The sequence below is a fragment of the Streptomyces sp. NPDC051207 genome, from assembly GCF_040682395.1.
Classification (GTDB): domain Bacteria; phylum Actinomycetota; class Actinomycetes; order Streptomycetales; family Streptomycetaceae; genus Streptomyces.
Genome location: NZ_JBFBAX010000009.1, coordinates 43,801 through 69,901 on the forward strand (window position 1 = coordinate 43,801; position 26,101 = coordinate 69,901).

At 75.0% G+C, this 26,101-nt stretch carries 14 protein-coding genes; 12 read left to right on the forward strand and 2 right to left on the reverse strand.

The features are described 5' to 3' along the window. Window position 1 precedes the first annotated feature (1 nt). The 9 genes from AB0M97_RS11635 (at window position 2) to AB0M97_RS11675 (ending at window position 20,188) form a co-directional block, all read left to right on the forward strand. Window positions 2-5,320, forward strand: coding sequence for a condensation domain-containing protein (locus tag AB0M97_RS11635; RefSeq protein ID WP_365960608.1), 5,319 nt, complete (start codon window positions 2-4; stop codon window positions 5,318-5,320). Between the two features lie 343 nt (window positions 5,321-5,663). Further along, window positions 5,664-12,827 carry an amino acid adenylation domain-containing protein gene (locus AB0M97_RS11640; RefSeq protein WP_365960609.1) on the forward strand — a complete coding sequence of 2,388 codons (7,164 nt, stop codon included), beginning with the start codon at window positions 5,664-5,666 and terminating at the stop codon, window positions 12,825-12,827. Then, the gene (locus tag AB0M97_RS11645; RefSeq protein ID WP_365960610.1) at window positions 12,824-13,030 is read left to right on the forward strand and encodes an MbtH family protein; all 207 of its coding nucleotides are present in this window, start codon (window positions 12,824-12,826) and stop codon (window positions 13,028-13,030) included. Before AB0M97_RS11640 ends, AB0M97_RS11645 begins: the two co-directional genes overlap by 4 nt. Before the next feature lie 154 nt (window positions 13,031-13,184). Continuing rightward, on the forward strand, window positions 13,185-13,607 hold the full coding sequence (locus AB0M97_RS11650) for a cobalamin B12-binding domain-containing protein (RefSeq protein WP_365960611.1): 423 nt from the start codon (window positions 13,185-13,187) through the stop codon (window positions 13,605-13,607). Continuing rightward, window positions 13,604-16,087 (forward strand): amino acid--tRNA ligase-related protein, encoded by a 2,484-nt coding sequence (locus AB0M97_RS11655; protein WP_365960612.1) that lies wholly within the window; start codon window positions 13,604-13,606, stop codon window positions 16,085-16,087. Before AB0M97_RS11650 ends, AB0M97_RS11655 begins: the two co-directional genes overlap by 4 nt. Next, a complete protein-coding gene (locus tag AB0M97_RS11660; RefSeq protein WP_365960613.1) occupies window positions 16,084-17,394 on the forward strand; it encodes a glutamate synthase-related protein in 1,311 nt (436 codons plus the stop codon). Before AB0M97_RS11655 ends, AB0M97_RS11660 begins: the two co-directional genes overlap by 4 nt. 302 nt (window positions 17,395-17,696) lie before the next feature. Further along, window positions 17,697-17,846 (forward strand): hypothetical protein, encoded by a 150-nt coding sequence (locus tag AB0M97_RS11665; RefSeq protein ID WP_365960614.1) that lies wholly within the window; start codon window positions 17,697-17,699, stop codon window positions 17,844-17,846. Window positions 17,847-17,983: 137 nt separating this feature from the next. Further along, on the forward strand, window positions 17,984-19,291 hold the full coding sequence (locus tag AB0M97_RS11670) for an MFS transporter (protein WP_365960615.1): 1,308 nt from the start codon (window positions 17,984-17,986) through the stop codon (window positions 19,289-19,291). 141 nt (window positions 19,292-19,432) lie between these two features. Continuing rightward, window positions 19,433-20,188 carry a 4'-phosphopantetheinyl transferase superfamily protein gene (locus AB0M97_RS11675; RefSeq protein ID WP_365960616.1) on the forward strand — a complete coding sequence of 252 codons (756 nt, stop codon included), beginning with the start codon at window positions 19,433-19,435 and terminating at the stop codon, window positions 20,186-20,188. 76 nt (window positions 20,189-20,264) lie between these two features. Here AB0M97_RS11675 and AB0M97_RS11680 read toward each other — a convergent pair whose 3' ends face one another. Then, window positions 20,265-21,578, reverse strand: a complete 1,314-nt coding sequence (locus AB0M97_RS11680; protein ID WP_365960617.1) for a cation:proton antiporter — start codon at window positions 21,576-21,578, stop codon at window positions 20,265-20,267. 214 nt (window positions 21,579-21,792) lie between these two features. On the opposite strand from AB0M97_RS11680, the gene AB0M97_RS11685 reads away from it, so the two are divergent. Then, on the forward strand, window positions 21,793-22,083 hold the full coding sequence (locus AB0M97_RS11685; protein ID WP_365960618.1) for a zinc-ribbon domain-containing protein: 291 nt from the start codon (window positions 21,793-21,795) through the stop codon (window positions 22,081-22,083). Between the two features lie 82 nt (window positions 22,084-22,165). On the opposite strand, the gene AB0M97_RS11690 is transcribed toward AB0M97_RS11685, so the two are convergent. Further along, the gene (locus tag AB0M97_RS11690; RefSeq protein ID WP_365960619.1) at window positions 22,166-23,137 is read right to left on the reverse strand and encodes a restriction endonuclease; all 972 of its coding nucleotides are present in this window, start codon (window positions 23,135-23,137) and stop codon (window positions 22,166-22,168) included. A gap of 340 nt (window positions 23,138-23,477) precedes the next feature. Between AB0M97_RS11690 and AB0M97_RS11695 the strand changes: the two genes are divergently transcribed. After that, window positions 23,478-23,798: a hypothetical protein gene (locus AB0M97_RS11695; RefSeq protein ID WP_365960620.1), complete on the forward strand. Its 321-nt coding sequence runs from the start codon at window positions 23,478-23,480 to the stop codon at window positions 23,796-23,798. Between the two features lie 586 nt (window positions 23,799-24,384). Continuing rightward, a complete protein-coding gene (locus AB0M97_RS11700; protein ID WP_365960771.1) occupies window positions 24,385-26,022 on the forward strand; it encodes a cellulase family glycosylhydrolase in 1,638 nt (545 codons plus the stop codon). Window positions 26,023-26,101 lie beyond the last annotated feature (79 nt).

Here is a 26,101-nt window from a genome sequence, read left to right on the forward strand (position 1 = left end):
GATGACCGTGATCCCGCTGTCGTTCGCCCAGCGCCGGCTGTGGTTCCTGGGCCGGCTGCACGGCCCCTCCGCCGCCTACAACGCCCCCGTCGTGCTCCACCTGGACGGCGTCCCGGACACCGGCGCCCTGCGGGCCGCCCTGGCCGACGTGGTCGAGCGGCACGAGGTGCTGCGGACGGTCCTGGCGGCCGACGCCGACGGGGAGCCGTACCAGCACGTCCGGGAGGCCGCCGCCGTCGGTCCCCTGACCGTCGAGGACCACGAGCCCGGCCGACGCGACGCCGCCGTCGCCGCGTTCGCCCGGCAGGCGATCGACATCTGCGCCGAGCCGCCGCTGCTCGCCCGGCTGTTCCGGTCCGGCGGCCGGGCCCCCGGCACCCCGGGATCCTCGGTCCTCGTCCTGCTGATCCACCACGCCGCCACCGACGGGTGGTCCCTGCGCCCGCTGCTGCGCGACCTGGCCTTCGCGTACGACGCCCGGCGCGCGGGCCGGGCCCCCGACTGGCAGCCGCTGCCCGTGCAGTACACCGACTACACGCTGTGGCAGCACGACGTGCTCGGGGACCCGGACGACCCGGACAGCCTGGCCGCCGAGCAACTCGCCCACTGGCGCGACGCCCTGGCCGGCGCGCCGCCCCTGATCGACCTGCCGTCGGACCGGCCCCGCCCCGCGGAGCCGTCCGGGCGCGGCGCCACCGTCACCGGCCGGCTGGACGCGGCGGCCCACGGCCGGCTGCTCGCCCTGGCCCGCGGACGCCGGGCCACCCTCACGATGGTGGCCCGCGCCGCGCTGGCGGCGACACTGGCCGCGGCCGGGGCGGGCGAGGACGTGGTGATCGGCACGCCCGTCGCCGGCCGGCCCGAGGAGGACCTGTACGAACTGGTCGGGTTCTTCGTCAACTCCCTCGCCCTGCGCACCGACCTGACCGGCGACCCGACCGTGGCCGATCTGGTGGACCGGGTCCGCGACACCGACCTGGCCGCCTACGAGCACCAGGACCTGCCGTTCGACGTGCTGGTGGAGAAGCTGGCACCCGAACGGGCCCTCGGGCACCACCCCTTCTTCCAGGTGATGCTGACCGTCGCGGCGGACGGCGCCGACGCCACCGCCGTCCGCCTGGCCGACGGCATCACCGGCCGCACGGCCGACACCGGCTTGGACGCCGCGAAGTTCGACCTGACCTGGTACTGCGCCGAACAGCACACTCCGGACGGCCGCCCCGACGGCATCACCGTGGCCCTGACCTACGCCGAGGACCTCTTCGACGAGGCCACCGCCCGTCTCCTGCTCGACGCCCACCTCAAAACCCTCGCCGTCTTCGCCGCCGAACCGCTGCGCCGCCTGTCCGGGCTGGAGGCGCTGACCGCCGAGGAGCTGCGCGGCCTCGCGGCCCGGCGCGAGCGCGCCCGCCGGACGGCGCCCGCCGCCGGGGACGGTCCCGCGCCGGTACGGGCGGACGTCCTGAGCCCGCGCGAGGAGATCCTGTGCGGACTGTTCGCCGAGGTGCTGGGCCGCGACTGCCTCGCCGCGGACGCCAACTTCTTCCGCAGCGGCGGACACTCCCTCCTCGCGGGCAGGCTGGTCAACCGCGTCCGCGGGGCACTCGGCCTCCAGCTCGGCATCCGCGACCTGTTCCTCGCGCCCACCCCCGCCGCCCTGCACCGCCGCCTGACCGGGACGGCCGAGGGCGCCGGCCCGGCCGACCGGCCCGCGCTGACCGCCGTACCGGCCGCGGAACGCCCGGCCCCGCTGCCGCTGTCGGCGGCCCAGCGCGCCCTGTGGCTGCTCGGCCGCATCGAGGGCACCTCGGCCCGCTACAACGCGCCGCTCGTCCTGCGCCTCGACGGCGTGCCCGACCGGCGCGCGCTCGCCGCCGCCCTGGCCGACGTCCGGGAACGGCACGAGGTGCTGCGGACGGTGTACGGGGCCGAGGCGGGCGAGCCGTACCAGCGGGTGCTGCCCGCGGACCAGTGCCCGGGCGGACCGCCGCGGTGGGAGGAGTGCCCGGCCGGCGAGACCGACGCGCGGGTGGCCGCGTTCGGCCGCGAGCAGCTGGACCTCACCACCGACGGACCCCTGCGGGTACGGGTGTTCCTGCCGGGCGACGGCACGGCCGTGCTGGTGCTGCTGGTGCACCACATCGCCACCGACGGCTGGTCGCTGGCGCCGTTGCTGCGGGACCTGGGCGAGGCGTACGAGGCGCGGCTCGCCGGGCGGGCACCGCAGTGGCGGGCCCTGCCCGTGCAGTACGCCGACTTCGCCCTGTGGCAGCGCCGACTGCTGGCCGGACCGGCCCGCGAACGGCTGCTGGACTTCTGGCGGCAGGCCCTGGACGGCCTGCCCCCGCGCACCGCCCTGCCCTACGACCGGCCCCGGCCGCCGGAGCCCACGGGACGCGGAGCCGCGGTCACGGCGGCCCTCGACGCGGACACCCACCGCGGGCTGGCGGCGCTGGCGCGGGAACGGCGGGCCAGCCTCTTCATGGTGGCCCGCGCGGCGCTGGCCACGGCGCTGTCGGCCGTCGGCGCCGGAACGGACCTCGCGGTGGGCACACCCGCGGCCGGCCGCTCCCACCAGGACCTGCACGACCTGGTCGGCTGCTTCGTCAACTCCCTGGTACTGCGGACCGACCTGTCCGGCGACCCGCTGGTCGGCGAGCTGGTCGACCGGGTCCGCGACACCGACCTGGCCGCCTTCGACCACCAGGACCTGCCCTTCGACGTGCTCGTGGAAAAGCTCGGGGAACCGGGCCGGGCGCTGGGCGAACACCCCTTCTTCCAGGTGATGCTGACCGTGCAGGAGGCGGCGGCCGAACGGGCCGGACTCGGCGCCCTCACCGCCGAGGCCACCAGCACCGACCTGGGCGCCGCCAAGTTCGACCTCTCCTTCCACTGCGCCGTGCGCCGCACCCCGGACGGCGGTCCCGCCGGACTGGACCTGCACCTCCAGTACGCCCGCGACCTGTTCGACGCGCGCACCGCCGAGACGCTGCTGGAGGTGTTCACACGGTCCCTGCGGGCCTTCACCGCCGGCGGCGCCGAACGGAGGCTGTCGGAGCTGTCCCTGGTCACGGCCGAGGAGGAACACGCCCTCACCGCCCGGCGCACGGCGCTCGCGGCGGCGGCCACCACGCGGCCCGCCGACAGCACCCCCACGGGCACCAGCACCACCCCCCGCGTGGAGATCCTCACCGCCCTGTTCGCCGAGGCACTCGGCCGAGGGGAGGAGTTCACCGCCCACAGCAACTTCTTCAAGTCCGGCGGGCACTCCCTGCTCGCCGGGAAGCTGGCGAACCGGGTCCGGGCGGTGCTCGGCGTCCAGGCCGGCATCCGCGACCTGTTCCTCGCCCCCACCCCCGCCGCCCTGCACCGCCGCCTGACCGAGAACGGCACCGGCACCGCGACCCGGCCCGCACCCACCGCCGTGCCCCCCGGCGAACGCCCCGCGCGGCTGCCGCTGTCGTACGCGCAACGCCGCCTGTGGTTCGTCGACCAGCTCCAGGGACCCTCCGCCACCTACAACATCGCCCTCGTACGGCAACTGGACCGCCCGCTGGACCCGATGACCCTCGCCGACGCGCTCGCCGACGTCGCCGAGCGGCACGAAGTACTGCGCACCGTGTACGGCACCGAAGGGGGCGAGCCCCACCAGCGGGTGCTGGAGCAGGCGCGCCCCCACCTGGAACTGGGCCGGCCCGCGGACGTGACGGCAGCCGTGGACGCCGCCGCCGCGCACGTCTTCGACCTGGCCCGGGACATCCCGCTGCGGGCCTGGCTGTTCCACCCCCAGGGCGAGGGCCCGCAGACCCTGGTACTGCTCCTGCACCACATCGCCGCCGACGGCTGGTCCACCGGACCCCTGCTCGCCGACCTCTCCGCGGCCTACGAGGCACGCGCGGCCGGCCGGGCAGCGGACGTACCGGCGCTGCCGCTCCAGTACGCCGACTACACCCTGTGGCAGCGGCGGCTGCTGGCGGACGGCGGAGCCCACCGCGCTCTGCGGTTCTGGGAAGGCGCCCTGGCGGGCCTGCCGCCGCTCACCGACCTGCCGACCGACCGGCCCCGTCCGGCACTGCCCTCGGGCCGCGGCGCGCTCACCGGGTTCACGGTGCCCGCCGTGACCCACCGGGCCCTCGTGCGCACGGCGCGGGCCCGGGGCGCCACCCCGTTCATGGCCGTACAGGCGGCCCTGGCCGCGTGCCTGACCCGGCTCGGCGCGGGCACCGACCTGGCGATCGGCACGAGCGTCGCCGGACGCGCCGACGAGGCGCTGTCCGGGCTGGTCGGCTTCTTCGTCAACACCCTGGTACTGCGCACCGACACCTCCGCCGACCCCGACTTCGGCACCCTGCTGGAACGGGTCCGCGACGCCGGCCTCGCCGCCTACGACCACCAGGACCTGCCCTTCGACCTCCTGGTGGAGCACCTCAACCCGCACCGCTCCTCCGCGCACCACCCGCTGGTGCAGATCATGCTCCGCCTCGACACCCTCTCCGACCCGGGCGCCGCCCCGACCGGCCCCCTGGCCGGCACCGAGCTGCCGCACGGGTCGGGGACCGCCAAGTCCGACCTGACGTTCGCGCTGACGGAACAGCCGGACGGCTCCCTCGCGGGCGTCCTCGAATACGCCACGGACCTCTACGGGCCCTCCGGCGCGGCGCGGCTCACAGGGCTGCTGACGACGGCACTGGAACTGTTCGCCGCCGACCCCGGGGCACGGGTCACCGACCTGCCCGCCCCGCCCGACCCGCGCGGCGAGCAACCCTGGGCCGACGGCTACCGGATCGACGTACGGCACGTGGCGGCGGTGCTGAACGCCCACCCCGCGGTGCGCGACGCCGACGTCCGGGTCGAGGCCGGCCGGGTCACCGCACGGGTCACCGGCCCGGCCGTCACCCAGGCCGAACTCCAGGCGTGGGCCGCCGACCGCCTGCCGGAGTACACCGTGCCCGCCGTGATCACCCTGACGGACCCGGCACCGGAGGAAACCGCCGAGGCACCGGACGGGCCGGGGGAGACCCTGCTGACCCACGTGCTGCGCCTGTTCGCGGAGGTGCTCGACGGGCGTGCCATGGGTCCGGGCGACAACTTCTTCAAGGCGGGCGGGCACTCCCTGCTGGCGGTCCGCCTGGTCAACCGGGTCCGGACGGAACTGGGCCGCGAGGTGACCCTGCGGGAGGTGTTCCGCCACCCGACCCCGGCGAAGCTCGCCGCCCACCTCGCGGCGGGCGTCGACCGGGCCCCCACCGGCCCGGTCCCGCCCACGCCGCCGCCCCTGCGCCGACGCACGCGCGGCGGGACGCCGGTACGGAGGGCGTAGGTCCCACCCTGTGCGGCCGGCCGCACCCGCTGCCCGGAGCACGTGACCGTCCCTTGTGGTCACGTGCTCCGGGCTTTCGCGCGCCGTCCGCCCCGGCTGCGACAGCAGCGTCATAGGGCCCCGGCTGCGGAGCCGCCTCGTACGGTCCCGGCTGCGGCAGCCCCGCCGTACCGCCACGCTCCGGCAGCTTCGGCGGCAGTCAGGGGCGGGGAGGGGCAGCGCCGGCCCGTGCGGTCGCCGTGGAGCTGCCTCGGGGACTGCCTCTCAGGCCCGTCCGGTGTCCCTAGCGTGGGAGCACACCCAGTCACCCGCTCCCCCCGACCCTTCGCCTGGAGGCTCCGCGATGCCCTCGACCGCCCCCACCGCGTCCGCCGTTCTGGACGGCGGCCCGGCGCCCCTCCCGGCGCCCCGCGTCCTGGACCGGATCGCCGGGCAGGACGCCGAGCGGATCGCCCTCGTGCACGGCGAGCGCCGCATGACCTACGGGCAGTTGGCCCTCGCCGTGGCGATCCGCGCCGACGAGCTGGCCGCGCGGGGGGCCGGGCCGGGACGCCTGGTCGCCGTCAGCCGCCCGCGCGGAATCGCCGCCGTCGTGGGGCTGCTCGCGGCCCTGCGGACGGGCGCCGCCTACCTGCCGCTCGACCCCGCCGCCCCCGCCACCCGCACCGCCGCCGTCCTCGCCGACTGCACGGGGACCGACCTCGCGGCCGTCGACGGCGAGTGCGTGCTGCCCGGCCCGGGCGTCGACCCCGAGGCGGCGTACGTCATCTACACCTCGGGTTCCACCGGCACCCCGAACGGCGTGGTCGTCGGGCAGGACGCGCTCGCCCGTTTCACCGCCGCGGCCACCGCCGCGTACGGCATCACCGCCGACGACGTCACGCTCCAGTTCGCCCCGCTGCACTTCGACGCGAGCGTGGAGGAGGTGTTCCTGACCCTCGGCGCGGGCGCCACGCTCGTCCTGCGGGACGAGGAGATGCTCGACGTGCCGGGGCTGCTGGCGGGCTGCGCCGCCCACGGCGTCACCGTGCTCGACCTGCCCACGGCGTACTGGCACGAGCTGGCGCACGCACTGGCCGCCGGACTCGTCGATCTGCCGCCGACGCTGCGGACCGTGATCATCGGCGGTGAGGCGGCGCTGCCCGAGCGCGTGGCCCAGTGGTGCGCGGCCGTGGACCCGCGGCGGGTGCGCCTGCTGAACACCTATGGGCCCACCGAGGCGACCGTCGTCGCCACCGTCGCGGACCTGTCCCGGCACCCGGGCGGCCCGGTGCCGATCGGCACTCCGCTGCCCGGGGTGCGGGCCGCCGTGGTGGACGGTGAGCTGTGGCTGCTGGGCGGCGGACTGGCCCGGGGCTACCTGGGCAGGCCGGAACTGACGGACCGCCGCTTCACCCGGCTCGGCGGGGAACGCGCCTACCGCACCGGCGACCTGGTGCGCGTCCGCGAGGACGGGCAGCTCGGCTTCGTGGGCCGCGCCGACGACGAGGTGAAGATCAACGGCCATCGCGTCGACCCGGCGTCCGTGGAGTCGGTGCTCTCCGGTCACCCGGCCGTGCGCGAGGCGGCCGCGGTGGCCGTCGACGCACCCGGCGGCGGGAAGCAACTGGCCGCCTTCGTCGTCGCGGAGGACGGCACGGACCCGGACGCCCTGCGCGAGCACACCCGGCGGTCGCTGCCCGCCGCGGCCGTGCCCGGGACGTTCACCACGGTGGACGCGCTGCCCCGCACCTCGTCCGGCAAGATCGACCGCAAGGCGCTCAGAGCCCGGGCCGCACGGCCGGTCCCGGCCGCCCCGGGCGCCGTACCGGTCCCGCCCGCCCCGGGCGCCGTACCGGTCCCGCCCGCCCCGGCCGCCGTACCGGACCCGGCCTACGACGTGGACGCCGGGGACCCGCCGCCCGCCGAGGACCGGGTGCCGCTGTCCTACGCGCAGCGCCGGCTGTGGTTCCTCGCCGCGCTGGAAGGCCCCTCCACCACCTACCACCTGCCGGTGGTGCTGCGGCTGGACGAGGTGCCCGACACGGAGGCACTTGCCGCGGCCCTCGGTGACCTGGTGGAGCGGCACGAGGTGCTGCGGACCGTGTACCCGGCCGTCGACGGCGAGCCGTACCAGCACGTCCTCGACGCGCCGCCCGTCCCGCTGGACGTGCGGAGCTGCGCCGAGCGGGACGTCACGGCCGAGGTGACCCGCTTCACCTCCGGCACCTTCGACCTGGCCCGCCACCTGCCGCTGCGCGCCGCCCTGCTGCTCACCGGGACCGACACGGACGGCGACCGGCGGGCGACGCTCGTCCTGCTCACCCACCACATCGCCACCGACGGCTGGTCCGTCGGCCCCCTGCTGCACGACCTGGGCGCCGCCTACGCGGCCCGCCGCGCCGGTGCCGCCCCCGACTGGGAGCCGCTGCCGGTGCAGTACGCGGACTACACCCTGTGGCAGCGGGACCTGCTCGCCGACCCGGACGCGGCGCTGGCGCACTGGCGGGCCGCGCTCGACGGCATGCCCACCGTGCTGGACCTGCCCGCGGACCGGCCCCGCCCGGCCGAACCCACCGGCACCGGCGCCACCCTGACCGCGACCCTCGGGCCCGACGCACTGCGCCGGCTCACCGCCCTCGGCGAGGAACACGGGGCCAGCCTGCTGATGGTGCTCCAGCCGGCCCTCGCGCTGGCCATGGCCGCCGCCGGGGCCGGGGAGGACATCGCCGTCGGCACCCCCGTCGCGGGCCGGGGCGACGAGGCCCTGGACGGCCTCGTGGGCTTCTTCGTCAACACCCTGGTGCTGCGCACCGACGTGTCGGGGCCGCTGTCGTACGCCGGGCTGGTGGAGCGGACCCGGGACGCGGACCTGGCCGCCTACGCCCACCAGGACTTCCCCTTCGACCTGCTGGTGGAGCACCTGGCACCGGAGCGCGGCCTCGCCGTGAACCCGTTCTTCCAGGTGATGCTCACCGCCGAGACCGACGACGGCTCGGGCGGCGCGACCGGAGGCCCGCTGGCCGGGCGGTTCGCCGAAACCGGGCTCGAGGCGGCCAAGTTCGACCTCAGCGCCTCCTGCGTGGTCCTGCCCGACGGCACGCTGAAGGTGTGGTGGCAGTACGCCGCCGACCTGTTCGCACCCGAGACGGCCCGGCTGCTCCTCGACCTGTTCGTCCGCGCCCTGGAACGGGCCGCCGCCGACCCGCACGCCCCCGCCGCCGCACACCGGCTGCCCACCCCGGCCGAGCAGACCCGGATCACCGCCCTGCGCGCAGGACTGCACCGCGCCCGGCGGCGGGAGGAGACCGACCGGGCCCGCACCACCGTCACCGGGCGGCCGGAGGCCGAGGACGCGCTGCGCACCCTGTTCGCCGAGGTGATCGGCCGCGGCCAGGTCGGCCCGGACGACAACTTCTTCACGGTGGGCGGGCACTCGATGCACGGCATCCGCCTGATCAACCGCATCCGCGCCACCCTGGGCGTCCACGCCCGCATCCGGGACCTGTTCCTCGCCCCCACCCCTCGCAAGCTGGCGGCCCGCCTGGCAGAGCAGGGCTCGCCGTCCGGGCGCCCGGGACCGGTGCCGGTACCGGAGCACCTGCGGCCCGAGCGGGTGCCGCTGTCGTACGCGCAGCGCCGGCTATGGTTCCTGGACCAGATGGAGGGCCCGAGCCGCTCCTACACCATCCCCTTCGCCCTGCGCCTGGACCGGCCGCTGGACGCGGCCGTGCTCGCCGAGGCGCTGGCCGACGTGGCCGGACGGCACGAGGTCCTGCGCACCGTCTACCCGGCGGTGGACGGCGAGCCGTACCAGCGCGTGCTGACCGGCGCCGCCGCCCGGCCCCCGCTGGACCTCGTGGACTGCCCGGCGGGCGGCGCGGCGGACGCCGTGGACGCCGCCGCGGGACACGTCTTCGACCTGGCCGCCGACCTGCCGCTGCGGGCCACCCTCGTCACCGAGGCGGAAGCCGGGCAGATCCTGGTGCTCCAGGTCCACCACATCGCCGCCGACGGCTGGTCCACCGGCCCGCTGCTCGCGGACCTCGCCGCCGCCTACGAAGCGCGCGAGGCCGGGCGGGCACCGCGGTGGCGGCCCTTGCCCGTGCAGTACACCGACTACACGCTGTGGGAACACGCCGCCCTGGACGGCACGGCCGCCGACGAGCACGTGGCCTTCTGGCGCGACACCCTGGCGGGCGCCCCCGAAGCCCTGGCGCCCACCCCGGCCGGAATCCGTCCCGCGGAGGCGTCCCGGCGCGGCGCGTACCTGCCCGTGCACCTGGACGCGGACGTGCACGCCCGGCTGGAGCGGCTCGCCCTGGACCACGGCGCCACCCTGTTCATGGTCGTGCAGGCGGCCCTGGCGTCGCTGCTCACCCGGCACGGAGCCGGCACCGACCTGCCGCTCGGCACGGTCGTCGCGGGCCGCGACGACCAAGTCCTCGACGATCTGGTCGGGTTCTTCGTCAACACCCTCGTCCTGCGCTGCGACACCTCCGGCAACCCCCGGTTCGCCGACCTGCTGGACCGGGTGCGCACCACGGACCTGGCGGCCTTCGCCCACCAGGAACTGCCCTTCGACCTGGTGGTGGAACGGCTCAACCCCCGCCGCTCCACCGACCGGCACCCGCTCGTGCAGACCATCGTGCAGGTCGAACCGGCCGGCCCGGCGACCGCGACGGGCACCGCCCTGTCCGGCACCCCGCTGGGCACCGACTCCGGATTCACCAAGTTCGACCTGACGGTCTCCCTCCAGGAGACCCGGACCCCGGACGGCACCGCCGCGGGCCTGACCGGCGTACTGGAGTACGCCACGGACCTCTACGACGCCGGCACCGCCCGGACCCTCACCGCCCACCTGGAGCGGACCCTGCGCGCCGTCGCCGAGGACCCGGCGCAGCGCATCGCCGACATCGCGCTGCTGACGCCCGAGGACGAGTTCCGGCTGCTGACCGACTACAACGACACGGCCACCCCGCGCGCCGCCTGCGGCCTGCTCCACGAGCGGTTCACCGCCCAGGCCCGCCGCACCCCCGACCGGATCGCCCTGCGCCACGGCGACGAGCAGGTCACCTACGCCGAGCTGGACGCCCGCGCCAACGCCCTGGCGCACACCCTGCTCGCCGCCGGCGTCGGCCGGGACGCCGCGGTCGCTGTGCTGATGGACCGCACCCCGCTGCTGCCGGTGGCCGCGCTGGCGGTGCTCAAGTGCGGCGCGGCATACGTGCCGATGGACCCGAGGCTGCCCCAGGCGCGGGTGCGCATGATGACGCAGGACACCGGCGCGACCGTCCTGCTCACCCAGCAGGCGCACCTCAGCGCGCCGTCGGTGACCGCGGAGGCGGCGGCCGGGGTGCGGGTGCTGGCGGCGGACGCCCCCGGCGCGGTCGACGCGGCGCGCGGGGACGCCCCGGACGTGGCGGTCGGGGAGGACGCGCTGGCGTACATCATGTTCACCTCCGGCTCCACGGGCCGGCCCAAGGGCGTCGGCGTGACCCACCGCAACGTCGTGGAACTGGCCACCGACCGCTGCTGGAACCGTGAACACCACCGCCGCATGCTGGTGCACTCGGCGATCGGCTTCGACGCCTCCACCTACGAACTGTGGGTGCCGCTGCTCGGCGGCGGGCAGCTGGTGATCTGCCCGGGCGACGGCACGGACCTCGCCGAGATCGACCACACCGTCCGCACCCACGGCGTGACGGCCGCCTACTTCACCATGGGCCTGTTCCACATCCTGGCCGACGAAGGGCTCGACACCCTCAAACTCCTCGACGAGGTGTGGACCGGCGGAGACGTCGCCTCCCCCGAGGCACTCCAGCGGGTGCTCACGCACTGCCCGGACACCGTCCTGGTGCACAGCTACGGCCCCACCGAGACCACCTTCGCCTCCCACCACCAGCGCTTCACCGTCACCGAACGCACCCTCCACGCCGTCCACCTCGGCCTGCCCCTCGACAACACCCGCGTCTACGTCCTGGACGAGCGGCTGCGGCCCGTGCCGGTGGGCGTGGCGGGCGAGATGTACATCGCCGGCACCCAGGTGGCGCGCGGCTATGTCGGCCGGCCGGAACTGACGGCCGAGCGGTTCGTGGCCGACCCGTTCGGCGCGGACGGCGGGCGCATGTACCGCACCGGCGACCTCGTGCAGTGGACCCCCGACGGCGAACTGCGCTTCCTCGGCCGCGCCGACGGCCAGGTCAAGCTGCGCGGCTTCCGCATCGAACCCGGCGAGATCGAGGCGTCCCTCGCCCGGCACCCGGCCGTCGGGCAGGCGGCGGTGGTGGTCCTCGACGACGGCCCCGGCGGCAAACGGCTGGTCGCCTACGCCGTGCCGCGCGCCGGACACGACCTGACCGGCCCGGACCTGCTGCGGTGGGCGGCGGACGAGCTGCCCGAACACATGGTGCCCTCGGCGGCGGTGCTGCTCGACGCGATCCCGCTGACCGTCAACGGCAAACCCGACCGCAAGGCCCTCCCCGCCCCCGCACCGGCCGTACGCACCACCGGCCGGGTCCCGCGCACCCCGCGCGAGGAAGTGCTGTGCGGCCTCTTCGGCGAAGTGCTCGGCGTCGCGGACGTCGGCATCGACGACAACTTCTTCACCCTGGGCGGTCATTCCCTGCTCGGCGTCCGCCTGATCAGCCGGATGCGGTCGGTGCTCGGCCTCGACCTGGGCGTACGCGACCTGTTCCGCACCCCGACCGTGGCCGGGCTGCTGGCCGACGAACCGAGCGGTTTCGACCCGATGGGCGTCCTGCTCCCCCTCCAGACCAGGGGCAGCCGGCCACCGCTGTTCTGCATCCACCCGGGCACGGGCGTGGGCTGGACGTACGCGGGCCTCGCCCCGCACCTCGGCCCCGACCAGCCGCTCTACGCCGTCCAGGCACGGGCCCTCGGCGAGCTGGGCCACTCCCCGCAGTCGGTGGAGGAGATGGCCGAGGACTACCTGACGCTGATCCGCGAGGTCCAGCCGCACGGCCCCTACCGCTTCCTCGGCTGGTCCTTCGGCGGCACCGTCGCCCACGCCCTGGCCGCGCGCCTGGCCGAGCTGGGCGAGCGCACCGACCTGCTGGCGATGATGGACGTCCACCTGCTGCCGACCGAGCCGCAACGGCGCCGCATGACCCCGGCGCAGAAGCGCGAGATGCTCGTCGGCGACGCGTCGGACGAACCCGAGGACGCCCCCTTCGACGTGGCGGCCCTCATCGATCTGGTCCGGCTCACGGACCCGGTGCTCGGCGCGTTCTCCGACGAGGAGATCCGCTCGGTGATCGGCGCGTCCATCGACCACGCCGAAATCATGAACCTGTACTCCCCGCGCCCGGTGAGAACCGACCTGGTGTTCCTGGGGGCGCTGGAGGAAGGAGAAACGGAGAACACCCTCGTCCAGCGATGGATTCCCTATGTCGACGGCACTGTCGACAACCACCTGATCGGGGTTCCCCACCTCAGAATGGGAGAACCCGAGCCGCTCGCCCTGATCGGCCGTATCCTTTCCGAGAAATTGAGGAGCCTGTCATGACCAATCCTTTTGATGACGCCGAGGGTGTTTTCCACGTCGTGGTCAACGCGGAGGGCCAGCACGCCCTGTGGCCGGTCTTCGCGGACGTTCCCGCAGGCTGGGACGTGGTATGGGGACCGGGTGCGCGGGCCGAGGCCCTGGCGTACGTGGCCGCGAACTGGACCGACATCCGCCCGCTGAGTCTGGTCGCGCAGTATTCCTGAACCTGCCCGCCGAGAATTGTTTGCGTCGCCGGCCGCGCCCCGTGAGACCACGGGGCGCGGCTTTTTCATGCCCGTCGGACGTGCATTTCACCTGCCGTCGGACTGCCGCCGAAACTTCCCCTCGGTAATCCGCTGGGAATCTATATTTCTGACCATGCCACGACGGAATGTGCGAACCCTGCTGACCGGTACGGCCTCGGACTCCCATACCTGGAACCTCGTCTACCTCCAGCTGTTCCTGGAGGAGCTGGGACACCAGGTGCGCAACCTGGGTCCCTGCGTCACCGACGAGCTGCTGACCGGTGTCTGCGCGGCCGAGCGGCCCGAGCTGGTCGTCATCAGCAGCGTGAACGGGCACGGGTACCGCGACGGGCTGAACGCCGTGCGCGCCCTGCGCGCGGCAGGCCTGCACACGACGGTGGTCATCGGCGGCAAGCTGGGCGTCGCCGGGCAGGCCGACCCCGAGCGCCGCCGCCGGCTGCTGGCGGCCGGGTGCGCGGCCGTCTTCGACGACGGGGACACCGCGGCCCTGCGGAGCTGGCTGGAGCGGGCATTCGACCGGCGGGCCGCCGCGTGAGCACCGCCGCCGGTCTCGCCGCCCCCGACGCGGCCCCACCGGCCGCGCTCGCCGACCGGAGCCCGGTCCCGCCCTCCGCGCTCGCCGACCGGAGCCCGGCCGCACCGCCCGCGCTCGCCGACCGGAGCGCGGTCCCGTCGCCCGCGACCGCCGACCGGAGCCAGGTCCCGCCCGCCGAGGGCGTGTCGTTCGGGCAGTTCGTCGCCGCCGCGGCCGCCGCGGGCCGGCTCGTGGTGCAGCCCCGTATGGGTTTCAGCGACCCCCGGGTGATGCGCGACGGGCTGGAACAAACCCGCTCCGCCGTCGCCACCACCGTCGGCACCCTCACCATCGACAGCTACACCCGGGTCGGCGACCTCGCCGCCGCGCGCGCCGCGCTCGCCGAGGGCCTCCCGCTCAACGGCTACCCCATCGCCACCCACCCCGCGGACGTCACCCGCGGCCTGCTGCACGGAACAGCGGCCTCCGCCTTCCCCGTCCAGGTCCGGCACGGCTCCTCCCGGCCCGAGCCGATCATCCGCGCCCTGACCGCCGCGGGACTCGACGCCACCGAGGGCGGCCCCGTCTCCTACTGCCTGCCCTACGGCCGTACCCCGCTCGCCGAGTCCGTGGCCAACTGGGCCCGCGCCTGCGAGCTGCTGGCCACCCTGGTGCCCGCGCCCCGCGTCCCGCACCTGGAGAGCTTCGGCGGCTGCATGCTCGGCCAGCTCTGCCCACCGGGCCTGCTGATCGCGCTCAGCCTGCTGGAGGGACTGTTCTTCGCCCGGCACGGCATCCGCAGCGTCTCCCTCAGCTACGCCCAGCAGACCGACACCACGCAGGACGCGGAGGCGGTACGGGCGCTGCGCCGGCTGGCCGACGAGTTCCTGCCCGCCGACGTGGAGCGGCACGTGGTGCTCTACACCTACATGGGCGTCTTCCCCCGCACCCGGCACGGCGCCACCCGGCTGCTCCAGGACTCGGCGCGACTCGCGGTCCGCGCCGGGGCCCAGCGGCTGATCGTGAAGACGGCCGCCGAGGCGCACCGCATCCCGACCGTCGCGGAGAACGTCCGCGCCCTCGAGACGGCGGCGACCGCGGCGACCGCGGCGGCCCGTGCGCCGTACGGCCAGGGCCGCCCCGCCGCCACCGGCAGCGAGGTCTACCGGGAGGCCCGGGCCTTCCTGGAGGCCGTGCTGGAACTCTCCGACGACCCGGGGCGCGCCCTGCGGACCGCGTTCGCACGCGGCGTGCTGGACGTCCCGTACTGCCTGCACCCGGACAACGCGGGCCGCAGCCGCAGCTTCCTCGGCCCCGACGGGCGGCTGCACTGGTCCGACGTCGGCCGGATGCCCGTGGCGCCGTACGCGGCACCCGGCGCCCGCGTCCTCATGACCTCCGCCGGGCTGCTGCGGGCCCTCGACGCGGTCGCGGACCGCTACGACCGGCCACCCGGCCCCCTCCCGGCCCCCGAACACGCCCGGCCCGCCCATTTCCCCACCGGACAAGGAGACGACATGGACCTCACCACCCCTCCCGCGCTGGGCGAGCACCTGGCCTCGCCGACCCTGCGATCCGCGATGCTGGTGCAGCAGGAAGCCCTCCACGCGGCGCGGGAGTTCCTGCGCGGCGAGGGCTTCGTCGAGCTGCTGCCACCGCTCGTCGGGCCGGTCACCGACCCCGGCGGCCGAGGCGCCAAGGCCCTCGACGTCGACTACTACGGACAGCCGTACAAGCTGATGACCAGCGCCATCCTCTACAAGCAGGCCTCACTGAAGGGCTTTCCGCGGCTGTTCTACATCGCGCCGAACGTCCGCGTGGAACCGCCCGAGACCGCCGGCACCGGCCGGCACCTGGTGGAGTTCCACCAGATCGACGTGGAGCTGGCGTCGGGCACCCGCGAGGACGTGCAGGAGATCGCGGCCGGTCTGCTGACCCACGTCGTGGAGCACGTCTGGACGGCCGTGCCCGACGTGCTGCGCGGACTGGGCCGCGACGAGCTGGACTTCGCCGAGCTGCGGTCCGGCAAGTGCGATGTCCGCACCCACGAGGAGGCGGTCGCCCGGCTGCTGGCGAACGGCCACCCGCAGAGCCCGGACGCGGAGATCGACTGGGCCGGCGAACACCTGCTGTCCCTGGAGGCCGACCGCCCCTTCTTCGTCAACGACTACCCGAAGGGCTCACGCGGCTTCTACGACCGCGAGGACCCCGGCAACCCCGGCGTGCTGCGCAACTTCGACCTGATCGCGCACGGCGGCTACGGCGAACTGGTCAGCGGCAGCGAACGCGAGTCGAACTACGCGACCCTCGTGACACGGATGCGGGAGAGCGGCGAGAACCCCGCCAAGTACGCCTGGTACCTGGACCTGGCCCGCGAAGGCCTCAGCCCCAGCGCCGGGTTCGGCATGGGACTGCAGCGCCTGGTCCGCTTCCTGACCGGGCTGGACGCCCTGTGGCAGGTCAGCGCCTACCCGAAGCTGCCGGGGGTGATCGCGCCGTGACCGGCCTGCACGCGACCGGGTTCCCGGAGGAGCAGGTCCGGGCCCGCGCCCGCACCGGCACGGCGACCGTCTTCCCTCCGGCGCGGGCGTACGGCGGCGAACTGTTCGGCGCCGCGCACCCCGCCCCACCGGACACCCCCGGGATCCCCGACGGCCTGGACCGGCTGCGGATCGTCCCGCCGGTGTTCATGCCGCGCCGCCTGGAGAAACTGATCGACCTCGGCCGCGAGCCCTCCCACGACGACGTCGACCTGACCGGCCGGACCGGCGGGTTCACCACCCGGCTGCCCCTCTACCTCTCCGCGTTCGGCTCCACCCGGGCGGGCAGCGGCGACCTCGGACCGGCCGCCGCCCGGCAGGCGGCCCGGCTGGGCATACCGATGGTGATCGGCGAGAACATGGTGCCGGTGCACGGCTACCGGCGCGGCCCCGACGCGGGCGCCACCCGCTCGGCGCTGCTGGAACGGATCGCCGCCTACACCGAGGCCGTGCCCGACGGGGCCGGCGGAGTCGTCGTCCAGCAGTCCACCGAGGACGCCGACTCCGAGGTGTGGAACCTCCTCTACAGCGACCCCGGCACCCGCGCCCTGCGCGATTCCGGCCGGCTCGGTTTCGAACTCAAGGTCGGCCAGGGCGCCAAGCCCGGCCTCGGCGGCATGACCGTGGTCGGCGCCGAAGAAGCGCTGCGGCTCGCCGGGCAGTTCGCCGTGCACGACGTCCTGGGCGCCCCGGAGCGGCAGCTGCGCTGCGCCACCCCGGGCACCTTCACCGAGGAGATCGTCCGCCAGCAACTGCGGTTCATGCGGAACAACTTCCCCCTCGCCCGCACCTGGGTGAAGTTCCACCCCGGCCGCGACATCGCGCGGGCCGCCGCCACCGCCTGGGAGGCCGGCGCCGACGCGGTCACCGTGGACGGCGCCGAGGGCGGCACCGGCTGGGCACCGCGCGTCTTCCTCGACCACGTGGGACTGCCGCTCGGCGAATGCCTGCGCCGCATCGGCCCGCCCACCGGCGACCTGCTGGTCACCGGCCGGATCTGGGAGGGCGGCCGGACGATGCGCGCGCTCGCCCGGGGCGCCTCGGCGGCAGGCCTCGGCCGCGCGGCCCTGCTCGCCGTGGACGAGGACCCCGAAGAGGGACTGATCCGGCTCGTGGACGCCCTCGCCCTGGAACTGCGGCTGCTGATCAGCGCGGTCGGCAAGTACCGGGCCGCCGACCTCGCCCCCGCCGACCTGTGGGACCCGGCGGCGGCAACCGCCGCCCACCCCGCCGAGCCGGCCACCACCCACGCCGGAGACCTGCGGTGACCGGCCCCGGCCCGACGGCACGCGACGGGGAACAGGCGGCGGACACGGGGCGCGGCGCGGACCTCGCCCCCAAGGGTGCCCCTGCGGGCCGTCGCGCCCACCGTCCCCCGACACGTCGCCGGAAGGCCCGCGCGCTGCGAGGCCGACGGAAGGCAGCCGTCCGCAGGGACGGGAGGCGGTGGCCCACGAGCCGGCCGGACGTCGGACGGACCCTGGTACGGGCCCGGTTCCGGCTGACCGGCCCCGAAGGGCTGCCGGGTGTCGTCGTCGAGTCCGCCGGCGGCCCCGGCCCCGTCGGCGCGGTGGCGACCCGAGCCCTTGCCGAAGCAGGGCTCGGCCACCTGGGCGGTCAGCTCCGGCTGCGCACCTACGGCAGGCCACCCGGCACCGCCGCCACGGCGCGCGCCGTCCGCAGGGCCGTACAACGGGCGCTGGCCGCCGGTCCGCCCTGAATCCGGCGGCAGCCCTTGAAACGGGCTGCCGCCGGTCGCTCCCGAACCCGGCCCCCCGCCGACCGCCCTTGAACCCGGCCCTCGTCCCCGCACCACCCCCTCCCTCACTCACCCACTCCCACAGAACGGGTACGTCCATGGACACCACCGCGCACCCTCCGGTCCCCTGGGGACGGGTCGCCTCCCTGGTCGGCGGCCAGGCCGCCGTCCAGTTCGGCAGCTTCGCCCTGCTCATCGCCATGAACTGGACCGCCGTCGAACTCGGCGGCACCGGCGCGGTCACCCTGCTGACGCTCGCCGCCACCGTGCCGCGTGCCCTGATGCTCATCTTCGGCGGCGCGGTCGCCGACACCATCGGCCCGCGCTTCGTCCTGCTGCGCACCACCAGCGCTCGCGTGGCACTGCTGGCCGTGGGCGCCGTGGTCACCGCGACCACCCAGACGCTGTGGCCGCTGGTGGTGATCGCCCTGATCGAGGGGGTGCTGCTGGGCCTGGCCGGACCCGCCTCGGGCGTCCTGCTGCCGATGCTCGCCCGCGGCGAGCAGCTGACCCGCGCCAACTCCCTGTACGCGATGGTGCTCCGGGTGGCCCCGATCCTCGGCGCCCCCGCCGGGGCGTTCCTCATCGCGGCGGGAGAACTGTGGGTCGCGATGGCCGCGGGCGCGGTGACCGGGGCGATCTGGCTCGGCTGCCTGCTGCACGTCACCCACGGCTTCGCGCGCCCGAAGCCGGAGCCCGGCATCTCCCTCGTCCGGCGCTCCGGCGACGGCTTCCGGCTGCTGGCCGCGCACCCGCGGCTGCGCTGGATGTTCATCGCCGCCCTCTCCCTGGACATGGCCTTCAGCTGGCCCGCCGAGGTCGCCCTGCCGCTGCTGGTCTCCGAACGCGGCTGGGGCGTGGGCACGGTGGGCGTGGTGCTGGCCGCCTTCAGCGCGGGCGCCCTCGGTTCCAGCGCGCTCGGCGCGATCCTGGCGCACCGCATCCCGATGTACGTCCGCCTGGTCGTGACCGGCGCCGGACTGGCCGCGGGCATCCTGGTCATGGCGCTGATGCCGTCGGCCCTCTCGCTCACCGCGGTCGCCGCCGCCGTGGGTCTGCTGTCCGGGCTCAACGGGCCCGCCATCGTCACCCTCTACCAGCAGGCCGCGCCCGAGGAGCGGATGGGCGCCGCCATGTCCACGCTGTCGCTGGCCGGCATCGGCACCGCGCCGATCTCCATCGCCGTGTTCAGCTCCCTGTCCCTCGTCCTCGGCGTCAAGACCACGTGGCTGCTGTGCGGCACCATCGCCTTCGTCTCCCCGCTGGCCGCCGTCCTCGCCCTGCGGCACCCGGCCAGGGCGGAGGAGCCCGCGACGGCAGCCGCCGCATCGCCCACTGCGGCCGGCGATGCGTCCGTGTCGGCCGCCAAGCCGTCGGTGTCCGTGGTCAAGCCGTCCGTGCCCTAGGCCGAACCGTCCGCTCGCGACGCGGGATCGCCGCTGACCGCCGCCGAGCCGTCCGTGCCCGGGACCGAAGCGCTGCTGCCCCCCGTCGATTCGCCCGTCCACGCCCCCAAGCCCCCCGTGCCCGCCGCCTGAAGGAGGGTCATGACCACGCTGACCGTTCCCCGACTGCTGCTTCCGAGACGGCTGACCGGTCCGGGCCCGGGCCCGGGACCCGACCCCGGCCACCACCCGGCACCGGTCCCCGGCCGAACCCCGGCACCCGCCCCCGGCCCGGAGGTGTGGCTCGTGGACACCACCGCCTACCGGTCGCACGCCCACCGGCAGGCGCCGGGCACCCTGGACGCCCAGGAACTGGCGCGAGCGGCGGAGTTCGTACGGGCCGCCGACCGCGACTCCTACGTCTGCGCGCACGTCGCCCTGAGGCGGCTGCTCGGCGCCTACCTGGACATCGCCCCGGGCGACGTCACCGTGGAGCGGGCACCGTGCCTGCACTGCGACGAACCCCACGGCAGACCCGTGCTGCCGGACGGGGCGCTGCACTTCTCGCTCTCGCACTGCACCGGTCTGAGCCTGCTGGCCTTCGCGACCGCGCCGGTCGGCGTGGACGTGGAGGAACTGGTGGCGCCGGCGACCGTCCTGGAGGCCTCGGACGTCCTGCACCCCAGGGAGGCGGCGGAACTGGCGCGGCTGCCCGCCGCCGAGCGGCCCGCCGCCTTCACCCGGGTGTGGACCCGCAAGGAGGCCTACCTGAAGGGACTCGGCGTGGGCCTGTCCGCGGACCCGTCAGCCGATTACGTGGGCGCGGGGCACGACCCGGCCCTCGTACCCGGATGGCTCCTCACGGACGTCGTCGTCCCCGAAGGACACTGCGCCGCGGTGGCCCTGCGCACTCCGTGAGCGCGGCCACGACAGGGAGGGCGGAGAGGGGAACGGGTCGCCGGTCCGGGAGGACCGGCAACCCGCTCCCATGCCCTCACAACCGCTCACCCGCGATCTCGTCCTCCCCGGGCTCCCGCCCCGCCCGCAGGCCGGACCGGACCCGCAGCGCGCGGAGCCGGTCGAGCCGGGAGATGACGGGTGAGGCGGTCACACCGTGCAGGGCGACCGAGACGAGCAGCGTGAAGGCCACCACGGCCCACAGCTCACCGGCCGGCACGTGGAAGTCCTCGATGCCGAGTGCGTGGGCGAGGTAGAACAGCGAGCCGATGCCGCGGATCCCGAAGAAGGCGATCACGACGCGCTCGCGGGGCCCGGCGGGGGTGCGGAACTGGGCGAGCCCGCCGGTCAGCGGCCGGACCACCAGCAGCAGGAGCAGACCGACGACCGCGCCCGCGAGGGGGAGCGGGGCCAGACCGCCCTGAGCGACGAACACACCGAGCAGGAACAGCAGCGCCGCGGTCAGCAGCCGCTCCACCTGCTCCACGAAGTCGTGCAGCACGGTGTGATAGCCGTGGGCCCGTTCCGCGGAGCGGATGCGGCAGGCGGTGACGAACACGGCCAGGAATCCGTAGCCGTGCGCCAGCTCGGTCACGCCGTAGGCGAGGAACGTGGCGCCCAGGGCGACGAAGCCCTCCCGGTGCTCGGACAGCCGCATCGCACGCCGGCCGGCACGGAAGAACAGCCAGCCGAGCAGCGCGCCGACCGCGAGCCCCGCGCCCACGCCGACCACGCACTTGTACGCCAGGTCGACCAGCGCCCAGTGCCCGATCCAGCCGCCGGACAGGCCCGCGCCCGCGGCGGACGCCAGCGCGATCGCCGCCGCCACGACGGGGAAGGCGAGGCCGTCGTTGAGCCCGGCCTCGCTGGTCAGGGCGAAACGCACCTCGTCCTCGTCGTGCTCGGAGTCGGTCGGCGCCCCGACCCGCACCTCCGAGGCCAGCACCGGGTCGGTGGGCGCCAGAACGGCCGCCAGCAGCAGGGCCGCGGCGGGCGGCCAGGCCAGTACCGCCCAGCCCAGTACGCCCACCGCCGCCACGGTCAGCGGCATGGTGATGCCGAGCAGCCGCCAGGTGGCGCGCCAGTTGCGACGGCCGAACGGACGGTTCAGCGCGAGCCCGGCGCCCATCAGGGAGATGATCACGCACACCTCGGTGAGGTGCTCCACCCACACCCGGTCGGCGACGGGATCGATGTCCGGCAGCGGCGCCCCCAGCAGCTGGACGAGCACTCCGCAGACGAGGAAGACGAGCGGCAGGGACAGCGGTCTGCCCGCCACGAGACGGGGCAGTACGGCCGCGCACAACGCGCCGGCGCCGAGCAGGGCGAAGAGGAAGTCGACCGGGATCACCGATGACGTGTGCCCAGGACGAGGCGGGAGACGCCGGCCCTGTGGCCGAAGCCACTCCACGTCATCCGGGCCGCCCCGTCCCCGACGTGCGGCGGGACGCGGCGGCGCACCGCGTTTTCCGGCCGTGCGTGGTGTGGTGGAGACTGGACCCGGGGGCCGGTGTTCGACGCTCGCGGTCGCCCATCGGCAGGCCGACCCGGGAAGGGACCACCACATGATCATCTTCGGTACCAAGGGGTATCTGTACCAGCTGGCGATACTGACGCTGGTCTGCGGCCAGTGCGGCAACCCCGCCGCGCACACGCTCAAGAAGCGCGTGACCAAGTTCACCCTGTTCTTCGTGCCGCTGTTCCCGTTCTCGACCAAGTACCTGACGCAGTGCACCTTCTGCGGCGCCGAGCAGCAGGTGACCGGGGAACAGGCGGAGCAGTTGCAGGCGCAGGCCGCGAGCGGCCAGGGCGGTCAGACGTACGGGCAGCCGCACCAGCAGCCGTACCAGCGCTGAGCGGCTCCGCACCCACGGCAACCCGTCCCGGGGCCCTCGATCCTCTTCGGCGGCCCTGCGGGACCGGCCGCCGCGCCGCGGGTCAGGCGCCCGCGTCCGCGTCGGCGGGGAAGGAGGCCCACGGCGGCGCCATCGCGCCGTCGCTCCACGCCCGCAGCTCCCGCCCGCCCACGCACACTATTCCGCACTGCTCGGCGTACTCCGTCGCCGGAACGGTGAAGTCGCCGGTGGTGACGACGACGGCCACGTCCGCCTCGTGGACGGTGAAGCAGGTGCCGCCGAAACGCTGCAGTTCCTGGGAGCCCACCTTGTTGTCGTCGGTGTAGCGCTTGCACTGGATCACCACCCGCCGGCCGTCCGCCGTCGTCGCCAGCACATCGGCGCCCAGGTCTCCCGCGCCGCCCACGACCTCCACCTGCGGACAGCCGTCCCGGGCACAGAGGGCGGCTATCGCCTGCTCGAAGCCGGCCGGGCTGAGAGCGCCGTAGTCGGCGAGGGCGGGCGTGCCGACCGCCTCGGCCGGCTCGCGCGGGGAGACGACCGCCGCGGCCAGGTCACCGGCGAGGACGACCGTCTCGGCCTCGCCGCGCCGCGGCGGGCCCGGCTCCCCGGCGCCGGATGCCTCAGGTACCCCGACCGTCCCGGCGAGCACGGCCCTTCCGTGGACTTCCTCTCCTTCACCCACCGCGTCCGGCGCGGGGGCCGCGCGCTCCGCCTCAAGGGCGTCGAGTGCCGTGGTCGTCGCCTCTTCGAGGGCCGCCCCGGTCCGGCGCGCCAGCCTCGCCGCGGAGAACCTGCGGTGTCCGCGCCTGCCCGCCACGGCGACGGACGGCACCAGGACCAGCAGGGTGACGGCCCAGGCGGGGTGCCGCTCGGCGACGTGCGCCGCCGCCCGCCCGAGCCAGCCCGCGATGCACACGAGCACGGCGAGCAGAGCGAAGAACATGGCCGTCGCGCGGAGGTCGAAGGGGCGCTCGCGGTGGGTCGTGCGGGTCCGGCGCTGGAAGGCGGCCAAGGCGATCAGTCCTCTCGGTTCGACCGGAACGAAGATCACTTGCGCCCGTCTGCCCGGGAAACGATCATTTACCGCTCCCGCTCCCGCTCCCGCTCCCGCTCCCGCTCCCGCTCCCGCTCCCGCTCCCGCTCCCGCTCCCGCTCCCGCTCCCGCTCCCGCTCCCGCTCCCGCTCCCGCCCCCGCTCCCGCCCCCGAGCCCGGCCGGGAGTTGCCCCTGCACCTCCCCGACACCCCGCTCCCGTCACCTCCGCACGCCGTCGGCGCACTCCTGCGTACAGGCAGCCCATGACGCGCGCGGGGCCCCGCGCCGCTCGCAGCGGGCCGGGCCTGCGGGCACTGTGTGCCACATGACGTGGGCTTTCCTGGAAACCCGGGCGGCATGACCGACGACGAACAGCACACGACGCCCTCGACGCCTCCGCCCGACGACGCGCGGGTCGTGGAACGCCTCGTGCCGATCTGGCTGGACGAGACGCAGCACCACGACGCCGACGCCGCGCACCGGGCCCGCGAGGGCTGGCGGAAGGGATCACTGCCGGCCGACAGTGCCCGGGACTTCGCCCACTGGGTCACCGCCCGGATCACGGACACGGCCTTCAACGAGGACGAGGGCCCGGACGTGGCAGGCCCCGCCCGGATCACCCCGGCGGACAAGAGCGCGGTGCTGCGGTGGCTGGGGGAGCAGGGGCACGCGGTGTGAGACCCGCAAGGGGCACGCCGCCCGCCCGAACGCCTCCGCCGAGGAACTGGCCCACCTCATCGGTGTCCTGCAGTCACACGTCGAACGCCCCGAGAACACCGTCCGCCGACCGTGACGCGCCGGTGACGTGGCTATCTGGGACAACCGCGCCACGCAGCGCTACGGCGTGGACGACTCCGACGACCACGAGCGCACCCTGCGCCGCGTCGTCATTGACGGGGACCTCCCGGTGGGCGTGGACGGCCGCCGGCCGGTGCTGCTGACCCCGGAGTCGGTGCCCCGGCCACGCACACGGCGCACTCTCCGCAGCCTCCACCGCCGGGTCGGTGGCGCACGCCTGAGCCGGCCGCGGCGGCCGGTGCCCTCCCCCCGGCCGCCGCCCCCGCCGTATTCGCCCCATCGACAACTGCCCGACGGGTTGACGTGTTCGTGGCGAGATGGCTTCATGGGAGCGCTCCCACACCCGATCGACGCTCAGTCCGACGCTCAGTTCCTAGGCGCTCACCCCCATGGAGGCGCAGTGAGAACGACGACAGGCACGACACCGCCCACCCCCGCCGCGTCCCCACCGGCCGTCCGTGCCGCCCTGGCCGCCCTGGTCGCTCTGGCCGTGCTGCTCGGCCTCGGCGCCCTGGGCGCCGGCCCGGCCCGGGCCGTGGAGACACCCGGCGCGGAACCGCCCCGCACCCAGGCGACCGGCCTGCACATCAGCAACGGCCGGCTGCTGGAGGCGAACGGCAACGACTTCGTCATGCGCGGCGTCAACCACGCCCACACCTGGTACACCACGCAGACGCAGTCGTGGGCGGACATCAAGGCGCTGGGCGCCAACACCGTCCGCGTCGTCCTGTCCGACGGCCACCGCTGGACCGAGAACAGCCCCGCCGACGTGGCGGCCGTCGTCGACCGCTGCAAGGCCAACCGGCTGATCTGCGTCCTGGAGGTGCACGACACCACCGGCTACGGCGAGGAGGCCGCCGCCGGCACCCTTGACCACGCGGCCGACTACTGGATCGGCCTCAAGGATGTACTGGCCGGTCAAGAGGACTACGTCGTCATCAACATCGGCAACGAGCCCTGGGGCAACACGAATCCCGAGGGCTGGACCGCCCCCACCATCGCCTCCGTCAAGAAGCTGCGCGCGGCGGGCTTCCAGCACACGATCATGGTGGACGCGCCCAACTGGGGCCAGGACTGGCAGGGCGTCATGCGGGCCAACGCCCAGTCGGTGTACGACGCCGACCCCACGGGCAACTTGATCTTCTCGATCCACATGTACAGCGTCTTCGACACCGCCCAGGAGATCAACGACTACCTCAACGCGTTCGTCAACGCGCGCCTGCCCATCGTCATCGGCGAGTTCGGCGGTCCCGCCGACCAGTGGGGCGACCCGGACGAGGACACCATGCTGGCCGCCGCCGAGCGGCTCGACCTCGGCTATCTGGCCTGGTCCTGGAGCGGCAACACCGACCCGGTCCTCGACCTCGCCATCGGCTTCGACCCGAAGCGGCTCAGCTCGTGGGGGCAGCGCATCTTCCACGGCACCAACGGCATCGCCGCGACCTCGCGCGAGGCCGAGATCTTCGGAGGCGGCCAGGCCGACACCCGGGCCCCGACCGCTCCCGGCACCCCCACCGCACCGTCCGTGACGGCGGCCTCCGTCACGCTCACCTGGCCGGCCGCCACCGACAACGTCGGCGTCACCGGATACGACGTCGTCCGCGTCGCCGCGGGCGCGGAGACCCCGGTCGCCGCCTCCACCACCACCTCGGCCACCGTGTCCGGCCTGACCGCCGCGACGACGTACACCTTCGCCGTCTACGCACGCGACGCCGCCGGGAACCGTTCGGCCCGCTCCGCGACGGTCACCGTCACCACCGACGGGGACGGTGGCGGCACACCGGGCACCTGCTCCGTCGGCTACCGCGTCGTCGGCGAATGGCCGGGCGGCTTCCAAAGCGAGATCACCCTGCGCAACACCGGCACCGCCCCGGTCCGTGACTGGACCCTGGTCTTCGCCTTCCCCGACGGGCAGCGGATCACCAACATGTGGGGCGGAACACCCGCCCAGTCCGGCGGCACGGTGACCGTCACCCCCGCCTCCTACACCACCACCATCCCGGCCGCGGGCTCGGTCACCCTCGGCTTCACGGCGGCCAAGGGCAGCACGAACCGCAGCCCGAGCACCTTCACCCTGAACGGTGGCACCTGCGCCAGGTCCTGACCGTCTCGACACCTGTCCGCATGCCGGCCGGCGAGGACACCCGCCCCGCCCGGCCGGCACGCGGACGGCAGCCCCGAAC